The sequence below is a fragment of the Sinomonas sp. ASV486 genome, assembly GCF_030908215.1.
Taxonomy (GTDB): domain Bacteria; phylum Actinomycetota; class Actinomycetes; order Actinomycetales; family Micrococcaceae; genus Sinomonas; species Sinomonas puerhi.
In genome coordinates this window covers 13,572-29,664 of record NZ_JAVFJK010000006.1, presented here as the reverse complement: position 1 = coordinate 29,664, position 16,093 = coordinate 13,572, and the positions used below count along the sequence as shown (strand labels likewise).

The following is a 16,093-nucleotide window of genomic DNA, read 5'->3' as shown; positions in this document are numbered from 1 at the left end:
GGGATGAGGCACCTCGGTGAGGCGAGGCTAGGCGGCGGGGACGTTCTCGCCGTGTCCAGCGGCGCGCAGGGCCTCACGGATCTTCTCGGCTGCGGCGTCCATGACGGCGGGATCCGGGTTCTGCTGGACCTTCTTGAAGTCGTACTCGGCCTCGGAGAACGACGGCCACACGTGCAGGTGCAGATGATTGATCTCGAAGCCCGCGATGATCACGCCGGCGCGCGGAGCACCGAAGGCTTCCATCTGTGCCCGGCCGATGGTCTGCGCGACGAGCGTGACCTTCGCGAGAAGCTCGGGCGAGGCATCGGTCCACTTGTCGACCTCCGCGCGCGGCACCACGAGCGCGTGCCCGTCCGCGAGGGGGCCGATGCTCAGGAAGGCGACGACGTCCGGGTCCTTCCAGACGAAGCGTCCGGGCAGCTCGCCCTCGATGATCCGGGTGAACAGCGTGCTCATGGCTCTCCTGTCAGGTGTGTTCTGGGTGCCCGCCGTGCGCGAGTCCCGCGTCGCGGTGGCCGAAACAAGATCTGCGCGGATCTTGTCCGCGCCCGGGATGACGGGCCGTCCGGGGTTCATCGGTCCGACGCTATCGCATCCGGTCCGGCAGCCCCACCGGGGCTGTCCCCCACGGCCACGGGCCGGGATGGGTCGCGGGACCATTGCGAGAACGATCCGGGGTACAGCGCGGCGTCGATGCCCGCGATGGCCAGCGCCGCGACGTCGTGCGCCGCAGTGACGCCCGAGCCGCAGTAGACAGCCACCGGTTCCCCGGCCACGGCCCCGAGGCGCGCGTACCGCTCGCGCAGGGCCACGGCTGGCAGGAACGTCCCGTCCGGGGCGAGGTTGCCCGACGTCGGCGCGCTCACAGCGCCGGGGATGTGTCCCGCGCGCGGGTCCACGGGCTCGACGTCGCCCCGGTAGCGTTCGGCCGCGCGCGCGTCGAGGAGGACACCGCCGATCCCGGAGGGCCGCGGTGCGGCGAAGGCGGCCGCCGCGGCCGCGTCGATCCGCGGCATGTGCCCCTCGCCGAGCGTGACCGTGCCGGGCTCGGCCTCACGGCGGCCGGCCTCGAGCTCCCCGCCGGCTCGTGTCCATGCCGCGAGGCCGCCGTCAAGGATCCGCACCTGAGCGAGGCCTGCGTCGCGCAGCATCCACCACGCACGCGCCGCTGCCTGGCCCGAGGTCGCGTCGTACACGACCACCGCGTCGCCGTCGTCGATCCCCCACCGACGCGCCGAGTCCTCGAGGGCCTCCCTCGTCGGGAGGGGGTGGCGCCCGCCCGCGGCCTCCTCTGCGCTCCCGGGGGCCACCGGTGCGGCAAGCTCCGTCTCGAGGTCGGCGAACACGGCGCCCGGGATGTGCCCCGCCTCGTATTCCCCGCGGCCATACGGGCCGCCCAGGGCCCACCGCACGTCAAGCACCACGATCGGCGTGCCGGCCGCGAGGAGTGCTGCGAGATCATCCGCCGCCAAGAGAACCTGTTCTGCGCCCATGACCCCACCCTAGCCGCGCCACCGCGCGGGGGGCACGGCGGAGAGGCACGTGCACGAGACGGATACGCTGTCCGAATGGACCCCCGCGCCGCGAGCCACGACACCTCTGACCGCGCCGTGCCAGACCGCGCCCTGCCCGATCGCGCCTGGGTCAACGAGGCGATCCGCCGCCTCGAGGCCGACGCACATCGCAGCGCCGACACCCATCTGCACCGCATCCCGCTGCCCCGCGAGTGGGGCGTAGACGTCTACCTCAAGGACGAGTCGACGCACCGCACCGGCAGCCTCAAGCACCGGCTCGCCCGGTCGCTCTTCCTCTTCGCCCTCGTCAACGGGTGGATCCGTGAGGGCACGCCGGTGGTCGAGGCCTCGAGCGGGAGCACGGCGGTCTCCGAGGCCTACTTCGCGCGGCTCCTCGGCATCCCGTTCACAGCCGTCATGACGCGCGGGACGAGCGAAGAGAAGATCGCGCTCATCGAGCAGTACGGCGGCACGTGCCACTTCGTCGAGTCGGCGTCCGAGGTCTACGGGGAGGCTGCGCGGCTCGCCCGGGAAAGCGGCGGGCACTACCTGGACCAGTTCACGTTCGCCGAAAGGGCCACGGACTGGCGCGGCAACAACAACATCGCCGAGACGATCTTCGACCAGTTGGCGCTCGAGCCCCATCCGGTGCCCCGATGGATCGTCGTCGGCGCCGGAACGGGCGGCACGAGCACGACGATCGGCCGGTACGTGCGCTACCGACGGCTCGCGACCCAGCTGGCAGTGGTCGATCCCGAGAACTCGGCGTTCTACCCGAGCTGGGAATCCGGTGCTCCGGCGGTCGGCAGCGCGTCCAGGATCGAGGGGATCGGCCGGCCGAGGCTCGAGCCGAGCTTCAATCCGCGGATCGTCGACCGCATGTTCAGGGTGCCCGACGGCGCGTCCGTCGCCGCGATGCGGGACCTCACCGCGCGCTTCGGCTTCACCGCCGGCCCCTCCACGGGCACGAGCCTCTGGGGCGTGTGGCAGCTCGTCGCGGAGATGGTCGAGAACGGTGAGCGCGGCAGCATTGTGACGCTCATGTGCGATGGCGGCGCGCGGTACCGGAATTCGTACGGCGACGACGCCTGGCTCGAGGCCCACGGGCTGGACCCGGAACACCACGGCACCGTGCTCGCGGACTTCTTCGCGACGGGCCGCTGGCGCGGTTGACCGCGGCCAGTGTCTCGCTCAGAGCTCGACAGACTCGCGCGGCGCGAGATGCGCGAACTGGGTCCCGTAGAGGCCCGAGATCCGCTGGGCGTGGCCCTCGACGAGCCCGGTCCCGAGATCGTTCATGAGCGCGTTGTGGATGGGGTAGGCCCGCTGCGGGCGCACCGCGATGACGTAGTCGAGCACCTCGCCCACCTTGCTCCACGGTGCGTGGATCGGTACGAGGAGCGTTGGGACGGCCACACCGTAAGGCACGGTGAACGAGTCCCCCGGGTGGAACACCTCGCCGTCAATCAGGTAGCCGATGTTCGCCACCACCGGCACGCTCGCGTGGATGAGGGCGTGCTGGCTCCCGAAGGTCCTGATGTGGAAGCCTGCCGCCTCGAACTCGGCATCTGGCTCTGCAACGTGGATCCGGCTCGCGGCCGACGGCGCGGCCTCCGTCAGCTGCCCGGCCGTCTTCGCCGGCGCCCAGGCCTCGAGGGAAGCGCTGCTCTCGAGCGCTGCGGCGGCCCGCACCACGTCGATGTGGTCGGGATGCTCGTGCGTCACGAGCAGGGCCTGCGCACCGTCGAGGGCTTCCTCGACCTCCGAGAAGGACCCGGGATCTACCACGAGGGTGGATCGGCCTCCATCCGTCCCGGGCTTGTCGAACCGGACACACGAGTGGGTGTATTTGGTCATGCGCACGGCGAAAGTCTAGAACCGTTCTTGCTAAGCTGGTAGGCCTCGGAAGGCATGCAGGCCCGGACAGCAGGTCCGGACACAGCGGGTTCAAACACAGCAGATCCGGAACAGCGCTGTCCGGACACGGCAAGGAGGGGTCGGTGGCAGAACGGACACGCGAGCAGCGTGTGACGAAGCAGCGGCTCGCAGTCTCAGGAGCCCTCGACCGGCTCGAGGACTTCGTGAGCACTCAGGAGCTGCACCGCTTGCTCCACGACCAAGGCACGGCCGTCTCCCTGGCGACGACCTACCGCATCCTCCAGTCGATGGCCGAGGAAGGCCTCGTCGACGTGCTGCGCAGCGACGACGGCGAGGCCGTCTACCGCCGGTGCGAGGCCACGGGACACCACCATCACCTCGTGTGCCGCCGGTGCGGGAAGGCCGTGGATGTCGAGGCGCCGGCGGTCGAGACGTGGGCGAGCCGCGTCGCTGGCGAGCATGGCTACACGGCGGTCGAGCACACCGTCGAGATCTTCGGGCTCTGCCCCGAGTGCACCCTCATCGTCGCCCGCGAGGGTACTCCCCGGACCGCCGGGGGCGGCATGGGCGCGGGGGGCGCTCCAACGCGGTCCTAATGGACGACGGCGGGCCCCGCCTGAGGCGGGACGCGCGCCTCAGGCGGCGACCGGCGTCGTGCGTTCGCTCGACTCCCGGGCAGGACGGACGACTCGCCCGGTCAGACCCATGCGGTGCCGTACCCAGCCGATAACCGCGCACACGACGTAGAACAGGAACGAGAGCGTCGTGATGTAGGGGCTGATCGGCAGGCGCCCGCCGAGCGCGAGCAGAATGCCGCCCACGGTCGCCGCCATCGCGAAGAGCACGCTGAGCAGGAGGACGAGCTTCGGCGAGGACGTGACCCTGAGTGCGGCGGCAGCCGGTGTGATGAGCAGCGCAAGGACGAGGAGCGCGCCCACCACTTGGATCGACAGGGCCACGCTCACCCCGAGCACCACCATGAACGCGATCGAAAGCAACCGCACCGGAACGCCCCGCGCGAATGCCATCTCCGGGTCGACGCTGGCGAACGTGAGCGGCCGCCACACCGCGATGAGGGTCGCGATCACCACGGCCGCCGCGATGGCGAGGGTCTGCAGCTGGACCGTGTCCACGGCAACGATCTGCCCCGTGAGGAGGCTGAACTTGTTCGCTGCCCTGCCCTGGTAGAGCGCGAGGAACAGGATGCCGAGCCCAAGGCCGAACGGCATGAGGACACCGATCACGGAGTTCTTCTCGCGGGCCCGTCCGCCCATGAGCCCTACGACGAGTGCGGCCGCGACGGATCCGACGAGGGAACCCGTGACGATGTCTGCCCCCACGAGGAGCGCGAACGCGGCACCCGCGAACGAGAGCTCGGAAATCCCGTGGACAGCGAACGCGAGGTCCCGTTTCATGACGAACGTCCCCACGACGCCGCCGAGGAGGCCCAGGATCGCCCCGGCCCAGACCGAGTCGATGACGAGCGCGAGGATATCGCCGTAGTTCTCGAACGAGAACACGGTTCCCCAGAAGTCTGCAAAGTTCATGCGGGCTGCTCTTCCTGGTGGGGCTCCGGGGCGTGCGCATGGGTTGTGGCGTCCGGCAGGCCGACGACGACGATCCGCCCGTTGACGCGCGAGACCTCGACGCGGCTGCCGTAGAGCTCGGAGAGCACCTCGGTGGTCATGACCTCCTCGACCGTGCCGATGCGGAACTTGCCGTCGGCGATGTACAGCACGCGGTCGAGGTAGTCGAGGATCGGGTTGATCTCGTGCGTGACGAGCACAACGGCCGCGCCCTCCCTCCGCTGGGCGTCGATGAGGCCGCTCACGGCCTGCTGGTGGTTGAGGTCGAGCGAGAGGAGCGGCTCGTCGCAGAGCAGCACCCTCGGGTTGTCGGCGATCGCCTGTGCCACTCGGAGCCTCTGTTGCTCGCCGCCCGAGAGCAGGCCCACGGGGACCTTCGCGTACTCGATGGCCCCCACCTTCGCGAGGAGCGCGTCGACCCGGCGGTCGACGGCGCCGGACCGGAGCCGGATCCCCCACCGGTGTCCGTCGATTCCCAGCGCCACGAGGTCCCGGGCGCGCATCGGCGTGGTCGGAGCGAACATCTTCTGCTGCGGGATGTATCCGACGTGATCGCCCCTGCGTCCCGGCGCACGGCCCCCGACCTCGACGGTTCCCGTGGTGAGGGGCACGGCGCCGAGCAGCGCCTTGAGGAACGTCGTCTTGCCGCTGCCGTTGGGCCCGAGGATGGCGAAGAACTCCCCCTCGCGGATGTCCAGGTCGAGCCCCGCCCACAGGGTCCTGTCGCCGAAGGCGAGGGACGCGTTGCGGAGCCGCACCACGGAAGGGCCACCGACGCCGGACGGGGTACCCTCGCGAGCCGACGGCGCAGGCGCTGCGCTTGTCATGGTGGCCAAGTCTAGAGGTCCATGCTGAGAATGAGGATCGGTCACGACAGCGCCTTGCCCAGGGCATCCACGTTGGACTGCATCCAGTCGAGATAGCCGGTGCCCTCGGGGACGGTCTCCGTGAAGTCGACGACGGGGACCTTCGCGGACTCCGCAGCCTTGCGCAGCTGCTCCGTCTGCGGGCTCGCCGTCTGCGGGTTGTATGCGAGCATGGCGACATCCCTCGAGCCGACAAGGTCCAGCATCTCCTTGAGGACCGCCGGAGGGACATCCTGCCCTTCTTCCACCGCAGAGGTGAAGGCCTCGGGTGTCGCGTTGGTGAGGCCCGCTGCCTCGAGGAGGTAGAGCGGGACAGGCTCGGTCACGGCTACCTTCTTGCCCGCTGCGTGGGCTTTGAGGCCCGCGATCTGGCCCTCGAGGGCAGCGAGCCTCGTGTCAACAGCCTTGGCCTGGGCCTCGAACGTGCCCTTGCCCGAGGGGTCGAGCTGGGCGAGGCGGTCGGCGACCGCGGCGGTGATCTTCCTCATCGCCGCGACGTCATACCAGACGTGCTCGTTGTAGGACGCGTGCGCTTGGCCCGAGGCAGTGCTCGCGGTTCCAGTGCTCCCCTGCTGCTCGAGGCCCGCGATCTGCACGGCGGTGATGATGCTGTCCGGCCCCACCTTCCCCTCGCGCGCGAGCGTGTCCAGGAAGGGGTCGTAGCCGCCGCCATTCTCGATGACGAGCTTCGCCTTGGACACGGCGAGCCGGTCCTGGCTCGTGGCCTCGTAGGAATGCGGGTCCTGGCTCGCTTTGGAGATCATCGCGGTCACGGAGACCCGATCGCCGCCGACGGCCTTGGCCAGGTCTCCGTAGACATTCGTGGAGGCGACGACGGCGATCGCCCCACCGGCCCCCGCGCTGCTCGAACCGGTCGTGGCGCCGGGGGCGCAGGCGGCGAGGCCGAGCACCGCCGCGGCGGCAACGACGCCAATCACGCTTGGGCGGGCCTTGGCAAGAGAGGCGGTGAAGGAACGCACAGGAGTCCTCAGTTCTAGGTCTGTCACAGGACGGGGCACGGGTCCCGCGTCAGGAGAGCATCGGTGAGAACCGATCGCATTAGGACCACTGTACCCAGTCTTGCGAACAATTCCCATTTAGGTTTGCCAATCCTCCGCGTTCAGGCCGATCCGTGGTGCGCCCTCCACGACCCGCGGCTCTGCGTGGCGTCCCGGATCTCGCCCACGAGCAGCTCGATGACATCCTCGAGGAACACCACGCCGTGGGTCGTTCCCTCGGGTCCGATCACGCGGGCCAGATGGAAGCCGGACTTCTGCATCGCCGAGAGCGCGTCCTCGATCTCGGCGTCGAGCGAAAGGTTCGCGAGCGAACGGACTCGGCTCTCCCCGATCGGCCGGGCGCGCTGGTCAGGGGCGATCGCAAGGACGTCCTTGAGGTGGAGGTAGCCCACGAGCTCGCCGTCGTCGTCCACCATCGGGAAGCGGGAGAATCCGGTCCGGGAGACGGCCTTCTCGAACTCGGCCGGAGTCGCGGTGGTGGGCAGGGACACAAGGTCACCGAGCGGCACCATGATCGACTCGGCACTCTGGTCCGAGAATTCGAGGGCCCCGGAGAGGAGCCCAGACTCGTCGTCGACGAGCCCGCTCCGGGTCGACTCGGCGACGATCGACTGGACCTCCTCGAGGGTGAAGCTCGAGGTCACCTCGTCCTTGGGCTCGACGCGCATGAGGTGCAGGACGGCGTTGGCACTGCCGTTGAGGAAGAAGATCACGGGCCGCACGAGGTGCGCCATGCTCAGGAGCACCGGGGCGAGGAGCACCGCGGCGCGGTCTGCGGCGGAGACCGAGATGTTCTTGGGGACCATCTCTCCGAGCGTCACGTGCAGGAACGTCACGACGATGAGCGCCACGACGAAACCCAGAGAGTCCGCAAGCTCGAGCGGGACGCCGACGGCGTGCAGCGGGCCGCCGATGAGGTGGTGGATCGCCGGCTCAGCCACCTGCAGGATGAGCAGCGAACACACGGTGATGCCCAGCTGGGCGGCGGCGAGCATGAGCGAGACGTTCTCCATGGCACGCAGCGTGGTCGCGGCGCGGGCCGATCCTGCGTCCGCGAGTGGTTCGATCTGGCTGCGGCGCGCGCTCATGATGGCGAACTCGGCGGCGACGAAGAAGGCGTTGCCGAGCAGCAGCAGGGCGAGCCACAGTATTCCTCCCCAGTCCCCCATCAGGCTGCACTCCCGCCGCCGTGCTCGGCGCCGGGCGGCTCGGGCGGGGAGAACTTGAGGCGGTCCACCCGGCGACCGTCCATGCGGACCACAGTGAGGGTTCCGCCGCCGACCTCGAGGGAATCGCCCTCCTGTGCCACTCGGCCGAGCGCGCTCATGACGTACCCGCCCACGGTCTCGTAGGCAGGGTCATCGACGACGCCGAGGCCCGGCACCTGCTCCGACACCTCGTCCGGCCGCATGAGCCCGGGAAAATACCAGTCCCCCGCCGAGCTCTGGAGAACGCCGGGGGCCCGCCTGTCGTGCTCGTCCGCAACCTCGCCGACGATCTCCTCGACCAGGTCCTCGAGCGTGACGATCCCTGCGGTGCCCCCATACTCATCGAGCACGACGGCGAGCTGGAGGTTGCCATCTCGCAGCTGCGAGATGAGCGAGTCGAGGTGGATCGTCTCGGGCACCTGGAGGATCTCCGTCATGATGGCGCCCGCCGGAACCTTGCCCCTCTTCTTGGCCGGGACGGCGACGGCCTTCTTGACATGCACGACGCCGCGGACATCGTCGGGCGAATCCCCGATGACCGGGAAGCGCGAGTGGCCGGTCTCCCGCGCCGCCTCGACAACGGCGGCCACGGGCTCGTCGACGTCGACCATGGTGACCCGGTTGCGCGGGGTCATGACGTCCGCCGCGGTGCGCCCGGAGAAGCGGAGGGTGCGCGAGATGAACCGCGCCGTCCCTGCATCCAGGGTGCCGAGCTCGGCGGAGCGGCGCACGAGGGACGAAAGCTCCGCTGGCGAGCGGGCGCCGGAGATCTCCTCCTTCGCCTCGATCCCCATGAGGCCGAGCACCCAGTTCGCGAAACCGTTGAACAGCAGCACCGCAGGCTTGAAGATCGCGGTGAACACCAACTGGGGACGGGCGACGGCGCGGCCCACCACGAGCGCGCGGGCAATCGCCAGGTTCTTGGGAACCAGCTCTCCGATGAGCATCGACAGGAGTGTCGCGAAGATCATCGCGAGCGTGAGAGAGACGGCAGTGGCCCCTGGGATGCCCAGCGACGTGAGCGGCACCTCGAGGAGGTGTCCGACCGACGGCTCCATGACGAAGCCGGTCAGGAGCGTGGTCAGGGTGATGCCGAGCTGGCAGCTCGAGAGCTGGGTCGAGAGTGTGGCGAGACAGTGCAGGAGGGCTCGGGCACCCGGTTCCCCTGCCTCGACGCTGCCCTGGACGGTCGACTTGTCCAAGGCGACGAGGGAGAACTCGACGGCGACGAAGAATCCAGTGCCGAGGATGAGCAGGATGCCGACCGCGAGAAGGAGCCATTCCACGTCAGGAGCACCGCTCTTCCAGGCGGGGACAGCTGGCACGCGGGGGAATCGCCGGCGCAGGAATCAGGTGGGCAAGTTCACGGGGCATGCCGGCTCGGCGGCCGAGCGGGCGACTGGCGCCCCCACGACCGGGCCGGCATCTAGAGGTGCCGTCCATAGTGAATCCAGATTATCAGTGGGCGCTCAGGCGAGTGTCACAAGTGTCTGGTGTGACAGCCGACTCACAATCACACGAATCGTGTCTGTCTTTACTAGACTGTCCTCTTGAGTGTGGGCTCCTCACGGCGCCCACGGCGGTCGGCGGATACGGCCAGCCCCTGGCATCGCCCGGTGGAGCACACAGGCGTGCGGTGCGGGGGTGGAGGCGCGGAGCCGCTGATACGCGGGCCTAAGTATCGATGGAAGAGGCGTATCTCCAGTGCCAGAACTGCCAACCCACCGCCTGCCCGAGGAATTCGGCGGCAACGAGTGGCTTGTGGACGAGCTCTACGAGCAGTACCAGCAGAACAAGAACTCAGTTGACGCCAAGTGGTGGCCGCTGTTCGAGTCCTTCGACTCGGACAGCGGCCACACGTCCAACGGCACCGCCAAGGCGCAGGCCGTTGACACCCTCACGCGGCAGATTCCTACGGTCAAGGCGCCGGCTGCGGCCCCTGAACCCGCCGCCGCTGCTCCCGCGGCCGCCCCAGCTCCTGCCCCCGCGGCGCCGGCCGCGCCTGCGTCGGCTGCGCCTGCTGCCTCTGCGCCAGCGCCCGCGGCGCCCGCCCCGAAGAAGGGAGCGGCCGCCGTCGTGCGCGACGGCGCGAAGGCAGGAACGACCGGACTCATCCCGGCGCAGCTGCCCAAGACCGCCAAGAGCGAATCGACCGAGGAAGACGTCGTCTCGCCCCTGCGCGGCCCGGCCAAGGCCATCGCGACGAACATGGTCCAGAGCCTCGAGGTCCCGACGGCCACGACCGTGCGCGCGATCCCCGCGAAGCTGCTCATCGACGAGCGCATCGTGATCAACAACCACCTCACGCGCGTGCGCGGGGGCAAGGTCTCCTTCACGCACCTCATCGGCTTCGCGGTCATCCGCGCACTCAAGCTCATGCCGTCGATGAACGTCTCCTACGAGGAGGTCGACGGCAAGCCCGTCGCCATCCAGCACGCGCACGTCAACTTCGGCATCGCGATCGACCTGCCCAGGCCGGACGGTTCCCGCCTCCTCGTGGTCCCGAACATCAAGAAGGCCGAGACCCTCAACTTCTCGGACTTCTGGCACACCTACGAAGACCTCATCAAGCGGGCCCGCGACGGCAAGCTCACGGCCGACGACTACGCCGGCACGACCGTCTCCCTCACGAACCCGGGAGGCATCGGCACGGTGCACTCGGTGCCGCGCCTGTCCAAGGGCCAGGCGGCGATCATCGGCGTCGGGGCCCTCGAGTACCCGGCCGAGTTCCAGGGCTCGTCCGAGAAGGTCCTGGCCCTGAGCGCCGTGGGCAAGATCATCACGCTCACCTCGACGTACGACCACCGCGTCATCCAGGGGGCCGGCTCGGGCGAGTTCCTCCGGATCGTCCACCAGCTCCTCCTCGGCGAGCAGGGGTTCTACGACGAGATCTTCGAGTCGCTGCGCATCCCGTACGAGCCCGTGCGCTGGAGCCCCGACCTCCAGGTCAACCCCGAGGACACCATCAACAAGGTGGCCCGGATCCAGCAGCTCATCCACGCGTTCCGCGTGCGGGGCCATCTCATGGCGGACACCAACCCGCTCGAGTACGTCCAGCGGCGCCACCCGGACCTCGATGTCCTGACGTACGGCCTCACGCTCTGGGACCTCGACCGCGAGTGGCCCACGGGAGGGTTCGGCGGCAAGCCGAAGATGAAGTTCCGCGATATCCTCGGCGTGCTCCGCGACGCCTACTGCCGCACCACCGGCATCGAGTACATGCACCTCCAGGAGCCCGCCGAGCGCAAGTGGTTCCAGGACGAGCTCGAGCACCCGTACAAGAAGCCCAGCCGGGACGAGCAGCTGCGCATCGTGTCGCGGCTCAACGCGGCCGAGGCGTTCGAGACCTTCCTGCAGACCAAGTTCGTCGGCCAGAAGCGCTTCTCCCTCGAGGGCGGCGAGTCCCTCATTCCGCTCCTCGATGCCACGCTCTCCGAGGCCGCCGAAGACGGACTCGACGAGGTCGGGATCGGCATGGCCCACCGCGGCCGCCTCAACGTCCTGACGAACATCGCGGGCAAGACGTACGCCCAGGTGTTCCGCGAGTTCGAGGGCACGCAGGATCCGAAGAGCGTCCAGGGCTCGGGAGACGTCAAGTACCACCTCGGCACCGAGGGCACCTTCACCGCGGAGAACGGCAAGCAGACCAAGGTCTACCTCGCCGCGAACCCGTCCCACCTCGAGGCCGTGGACTCCGTGCTCGAGGGCATCGTCCGCGCCAAGCAGGACCGGCTCGACCAGGGCGAGGCCTTCCCCGTCCTGCCGATCCTCGTCCACGGCGATGCGGCCTTCGCGGGCCAGGGCGTCGTTGCCGAGACGCTCAACCTCTCGCAGCTGCGCGGCTACCGCACGGGCGGCACGATCCACATCGTGGTCAACAACCAGGTCGGCTTCACGACGTCGCCGTCGGCCTCGCGCTCGTCGGTCTACTCGACGGACGTGGCCAAGATGGTCCAGGCCCCGATCTTCCACGTCAACGGCGATGACCCGGAAGCAGTGGTCCGCGTCGCCCAGATGGCGTACCGGTTCCGCCAGCGGTTCCACAAGGACGTCGTCGTCGACCTCGTGTGCTACCGCCGCCGCGGCCACAACGAGGGCGACGATCCGTCGATGACCCAGCCGCTCATGTACAACCTCATCGAGGCGAAGCGCTCCGTCCGCAAGCTCTACACCGAGAGCCTGATCGGACGTGGCGACATCACGCAGGACGAGGCCGAGCAGCTGCTGCGCGACTACCAGGAGCGCCTTGAGCGGGTCTTCGCCGAGACTCACGCGGCGCAGACCTCGCCGCTGCCGATCATCACCGCGGACTCGAAGGCCGTCTCGGACCTCGAGCGCCCGCTGGCCCAGCAGCAGGACGACGCCGCGGGCGGCATCCAGCGCCCCACGGCGATCAGCCCAGAGCTGCTCGCACGGATCGGCCAGGCCCACGTCGAGGTGCCGGAGAGCTTCACGGTCCACCCCAAGCTGCGGCAGATCCTCGAACGGCGCGAGCAGATGTCCCGCGAGGGCGGAATCGACTGGGGCTTCGGCGAGCTCCTGGCCCTCGGCTCGCTCATCGCCGAGGGCGTCCCGGTGCGCCTCGCCGGCCAGGACTCGCGGCGCGGCACGTTCGTGCAGCGCCACGCGGTGTTCCACGACCGGACGAACGACAACGAGTGGACCCCGATCGCAAACCTCTCCGAGGACCAGGCGAAGCTCGCGATCTACGACTCGTCCCTGTCCGAGTACGCCGCCCTCGGATTCGAGTACGGCTACTCCGTGGAGCGTCCCGATGCCCTCGTGGCGTGGGAGGCGCAGTTCGGCGACTTCGTCAACGGGGCCCAGACGATCATCGACGAGTTCATCTCCTCGGCCGAGCAGAAGTGGGGCCAGCGCAGCTCGCTCGTCATGCTCCTGCCGCATGGCTACGAGGGGCAGGGCCCGGACCACTCGTCCGCGCGCATCGAGCGATTCCTCCAGATGTGCGCCGAGCAGAACATGGTCGTTGCCCAGCCGAGCACGCCGGCTTCGCACTTCCACCTGCTCCGGCGCCAGGCGTTCAGCCGCCCGCGCAAGCCGCTCATCGTCTTCACGCCGAAGCAGCTCCTGCGCCTCAAGGCGGCGGCATCGTCGGTCGAGGACTTCACGCAGGGCACGTTCCGCCCGGTCATCGGCGAGCACGAGCAGTTTGACGCGAGCACGGTGGACCGCGTGGTCCTCGTCTCCGGCAGGCTCTACTACGACCTGCTGGCCGCGCGGACCAAGGCCAAGGACGTCAAGACGGCGCTCGTCCGCGTCGAGCAGCTCTACCCGCTGCCCGAGGCCGAGATCAAGGCCGAGCTCGCGAAGTACCCCAACGCCGAGGTGGTGTGGGCCCAGGACGAGCCTGCGAACCAGGGGCCCTGGCCCTACATGGCGGTCGCGCTTGCTCCGACGCTCGAGCAGCGGCTGCGCCTCATCTCGCGCGCGGCCTCGGCCGCGACGAGCGCAGGGTCGATGAAGCGCCACACGGCCGAGGGCAACGGCCTCGTCCACGAGGTGTTCGCGCGCTAAGCGCCAGCACTGACAGCGCACGACGGCGGTCGGTCCCCTCGAGGGGGCCGACCGCCCTTGCTGTGCTCGCCCCGATAGACCTCAATCCCCGGAGCGCACTGGCGGCTTCGCTAGACTCGTGAAGGCGAGGACGGGGCAAGCTGGCCCCCACGATGAGGGGAGTGTGGATGGCCCACGAGAGGAAGCTGCGCATTGCAGCGATCGGCGACGAGCTGCTGGCCGGCAACGGGGATCCACGGGCCCTCGGCTGGCTCGGCCGCGTCCTGGCGCGGACTCCGCGTGAGGAGCTCGTCCTGGAGTCCTACGTGCTCGCCGCGCCGGAGGAGGGCACCGAGACCCTGGCGGTGCGCTGGGAGAACGAGGTCATGCGACGCTTCGGCGCGGGGTATGAGAACCGCCTCGTGATCGGGCTCTCCGGACGCGACATCGAGTTCGGCCTCTCCCCTGCACGCAGCCGCCTCAACGTGGCCAACATCCTCGATTCCGCCCAGCAGAACAGCGCGGAGGTGTTCGTGGTCGGCCCCCCGCCTACGCTGGATCCGTCGCAGAACCGTCGCCTCGCAGAGCTCAATACCGCGTTCGCAGATGTCACGACCCGCAGGAACTACTACTACGTCGACACCTTCTCGCCGCTGCTGAACCATGAGCAGTGGCGCGGGGACCTCGCGGCCAATGCCGGCACCCCCGGGCAGGCTGGCTACGGGCTCATCGCGTGGCTCGTCCTGCACCGCGGATGGTTCCCCTGGCTCCGGCTTCCCCAGCCCCAGTAGCCCCGCGCTCCTGGGCTCCAGATGGTGGCCCCAGATCCAGCGCTCTCCCAGGGCCGCGGTGTTCTGTCACCGCGGCCCTTGCCATGTCCCCAGACACGATATATCTTGTTCCTAATACGCGATATATCGCGTCTAATCCCAGGAGGGGACATGGAACCGGAAACCTGGTCCGTGACGGGACCGCAGACCATCGACATCGAGTCCGTGGACTCGCTGCGCGCCGGAATCGTCGACGGGCGGCTGGACGTCATCGTCCGGGACGGCCCGGGCGCCCGTATCGAGGTGTCCGAGGTGAAGGGGGAACCGCTGACCGTTTCCCTCATCGACGGTCGTCTTGAGGTCCGCCATCGCGAGGAGGGCCCGCAGGGCTGGCTCAAGAGCCTCCTCAACACCGTGGGCGGCAGCAGCATGAACTCGGCCATCGTGAGCATCGCGGTGCCGCGCGGCACCATCATCGAGATCGCCACGGTCACCGGCGAGGGCTTTGTGGCCGGCGCCGGACCCACCACGCGGCTCAACACCGTGTCCGGGTCCCTCCTCGCGGACGACACAGACGGCGAGATGCACCTCAACACCGTCTCGGGCGACATCATCGCCCGCGCCCACTCGGGCGTCCTCACGGCCAAGACGGTCTCGGGCGAGATCACCGCCTCGGGCGCGCTGACCGATGTCCGGGCCACCTCGGTCTCCGGCGGGCTCTCGTTCGACCTGAGCGGATTCTGCCGGACGCTCGCGGTGAGCACGATGAGCGGGGACCTCACCGTCCGCGTCCCGCACGATACCGGCGTGGACCTCTCCGCGAGCATGGTGTCGGGCCATGTCGTGGTCGACGACGACCGCCTGCGCACCTCGGGCGGAAAGGTGTCCGCCACTCTGGGCCCAGCGGACCGCCGCACTGCCGTCCGTGCGAAGTCCGTGTCGGGGGACATCTCCGTGGTCCATGCGCCAGCCCCGGCGCAGCAGCCCGAGGGCGAGCACTCATGACGCCACCGGTCTTCGCCCATGGCGCCCTGCGGCTGTACCTCCTGGCCCTGCTTGAGGACGGACCCAAGCACGGCTACGAGCTCATCAAGGCCTTGGGCGACCGGTTCGGCGGCACGTACTCGCCCAGCGCCGGGACGGTGTACCCGAGGCTCGGCAAGCTCGAGGAGGAGGGTCTCGTGGCCACCTCCCAGGACGGGCGGCGCACCGTGTACTCGATCACGGACGCCGGGCGCGCGGAGGTCGAGGACCGGCGCGGGGAGCTCGAGGACGTCGAACAGGACATCTCAGCATCGGTGCGACGGCTGGCGGACACCCTACGTGACGAGCTGAGGTCGAGCATGCGCGGACTGCGCGCCGACCTCGCTGCCACGGCCGAGACGGCCCGGCAGGCCGCCAAGCAGGCCGGAGGCGCGCCGTCGTCCGCAGGGGGCACGCAGTCAGAAGCAGCGGGACGCCCCGAGAGCGGCCCATCGGGCGAACCGGCCGCGAGCTCGCCGAACGCCCCCACACCGCGCGGCCGGGCCGAGTCACTCCGCGACAACCGCGGTGCCCTGGCCGAGGCCGAGATGCTCATCCGCGGGTTCCGAGACGACATGCGGCTCGAGCTGCGCGAGTTTGCGGCAGCCCACACCATGACGGATGTGACGCTCGAGGCACTCCGCCAGTCGCTCGACGCCACCCGGACGGCCATCCGGACGGCACTCCGGGGCCCGATCCGCTAGACTTGACGATG

The 16,093-nt window shown here is 69.4% G+C and carries 14 protein-coding genes; 6 read left to right on the top strand and 8 right to left on the bottom strand.

Annotated features, from left to right (window positions below; all coding sequences use genetic code 11):
• Nucleotides 1-27: 27 nt before the first annotated feature.
• Together RBS60_RS09960 and RBS60_RS09955 are read right to left on the bottom strand one after the other, a co-directional pair.
• Nucleotides 28-456 carry an HIT family protein gene (locus tag RBS60_RS09960; RefSeq protein WP_307957627.1) on the bottom strand — a complete coding sequence of 143 codons (429 nt, stop codon included), beginning with the start codon at nt 454-456 and terminating at the stop codon, nt 28-30.
• Nucleotides 457-572: 116 nt separating this feature from the next.
• Nucleotides 573-1,493, bottom strand: coding sequence for a sulfurtransferase (locus tag RBS60_RS09955; protein WP_307957406.1), 921 nt, complete (start codon nt 1,491-1,493; stop codon nt 573-575).
• Between the two features lie 75 nt (nt 1,494-1,568).
• On the opposite strand from RBS60_RS09955, the gene RBS60_RS09950 reads away from it, so the two are divergent.
• Nucleotides 1,569-2,687: a pyridoxal-phosphate dependent enzyme gene (locus RBS60_RS09950; RefSeq protein ID WP_307957405.1), complete on the top strand. Its 1,119-nt coding sequence runs from the start codon at nt 1,569-1,571 to the stop codon at nt 2,685-2,687.
• A gap of 18 nt (nt 2,688-2,705) precedes the next feature.
• Here RBS60_RS09950 and RBS60_RS09945 read toward each other — a convergent pair whose 3' ends face one another.
• Nucleotides 2,706-3,377 carry an MBL fold metallo-hydrolase gene (locus tag RBS60_RS09945; protein WP_307957404.1) on the bottom strand — a complete coding sequence of 224 codons (672 nt, stop codon included), beginning with the start codon at nt 3,375-3,377 and terminating at the stop codon, nt 2,706-2,708.
• Between the two features lie 137 nt (nt 3,378-3,514).
• Here RBS60_RS09945 and RBS60_RS09940 point away from each other — a divergent pair, with 137 nt between their 5' ends.
• The gene (locus RBS60_RS09940; RefSeq protein WP_307957403.1) at nt 3,515-3,988 is read left to right on the top strand and encodes a Fur family transcriptional regulator; all 474 of its coding nucleotides are present in this window, start codon (nt 3,515-3,517) and stop codon (nt 3,986-3,988) included.
• A gap of 39 nt (nt 3,989-4,027) precedes the next feature.
• Here RBS60_RS09940 and RBS60_RS09935 read toward each other — a convergent pair whose 3' ends face one another.
• The 5 genes from RBS60_RS09935 to RBS60_RS09915 form a co-directional block, all read right to left on the bottom strand.
• Nucleotides 4,028-4,939 (bottom strand): metal ABC transporter permease, encoded by a 912-nt coding sequence (locus RBS60_RS09935; RefSeq protein WP_307957402.1) that lies wholly within the window; start codon nt 4,937-4,939, stop codon nt 4,028-4,030.
• On the bottom strand, nt 4,936-5,736 hold the full coding sequence (locus RBS60_RS09930; RefSeq protein ID WP_307957626.1) for an ATP-binding cassette domain-containing protein: 801 nt from the start codon (nt 5,734-5,736) through the stop codon (nt 4,936-4,938). The genes RBS60_RS09935 and RBS60_RS09930 overlap by 4 nt, the downstream gene beginning before the upstream one ends.
• Before the next feature lie 110 nt (nt 5,737-5,846).
• Nucleotides 5,847-6,824 carry a metal ABC transporter solute-binding protein, Zn/Mn family gene (locus RBS60_RS09925; RefSeq protein ID WP_307957401.1) on the bottom strand — a complete coding sequence of 326 codons (978 nt, stop codon included), beginning with the start codon at nt 6,822-6,824 and terminating at the stop codon, nt 5,847-5,849.
• A gap of 140 nt (nt 6,825-6,964) precedes the next feature.
• A complete protein-coding gene (locus tag RBS60_RS09920) occupies nt 6,965-8,032 on the bottom strand; it encodes a hemolysin family protein (RefSeq protein WP_307957400.1) in 1,068 nt (355 codons plus the stop codon).
• Nucleotides 8,032-9,357 (bottom strand): hemolysin family protein, encoded by a 1,326-nt coding sequence (locus RBS60_RS09915; protein ID WP_307957625.1) that lies wholly within the window; start codon nt 9,355-9,357, stop codon nt 8,032-8,034. Before RBS60_RS09915 ends, RBS60_RS09920 begins: the two co-directional genes overlap by 1 nt.
• A gap of 418 nt (nt 9,358-9,775) precedes the next feature.
• On the opposite strand from RBS60_RS09915, the gene RBS60_RS09910 reads away from it, so the two are divergent.
• The 4 genes from RBS60_RS09910 to RBS60_RS09895 all read left to right on the top strand — a co-directional run bounded on the left by RBS60_RS09910 (nt 9,776) and on the right by RBS60_RS09895 (nt 16,082).
• Nucleotides 9,776-13,606, top strand: a complete 3,831-nt coding sequence (locus RBS60_RS09910; RefSeq protein ID WP_307957399.1) for a multifunctional oxoglutarate decarboxylase/oxoglutarate dehydrogenase thiamine pyrophosphate-binding subunit/dihydrolipoyllysine-residue succinyltransferase subunit — start codon at nt 9,776-9,778, stop codon at nt 13,604-13,606.
• Between the two features lie 167 nt (nt 13,607-13,773).
• Nucleotides 13,774-14,376: a GDSL-type esterase/lipase family protein gene (locus tag RBS60_RS09905; protein WP_307957398.1), complete on the top strand. Its 603-nt coding sequence runs from the start codon at nt 13,774-13,776 to the stop codon at nt 14,374-14,376.
• A gap of 150 nt (nt 14,377-14,526) precedes the next feature.
• The gene (locus RBS60_RS09900) at nt 14,527-15,360 is read left to right on the top strand and encodes a DUF4097 family beta strand repeat-containing protein (RefSeq protein WP_307957397.1); all 834 of its coding nucleotides are present in this window, start codon (nt 14,527-14,529) and stop codon (nt 15,358-15,360) included.
• Nucleotides 15,357-16,082, top strand: a complete 726-nt coding sequence (locus RBS60_RS09895; RefSeq protein ID WP_307957396.1) for a PadR family transcriptional regulator — start codon at nt 15,357-15,359, stop codon at nt 16,080-16,082. Before RBS60_RS09900 ends, RBS60_RS09895 begins: the two co-directional genes overlap by 4 nt.
• The last annotated feature ends 11 nt before the right edge of the window (nt 16,083-16,093 follow it).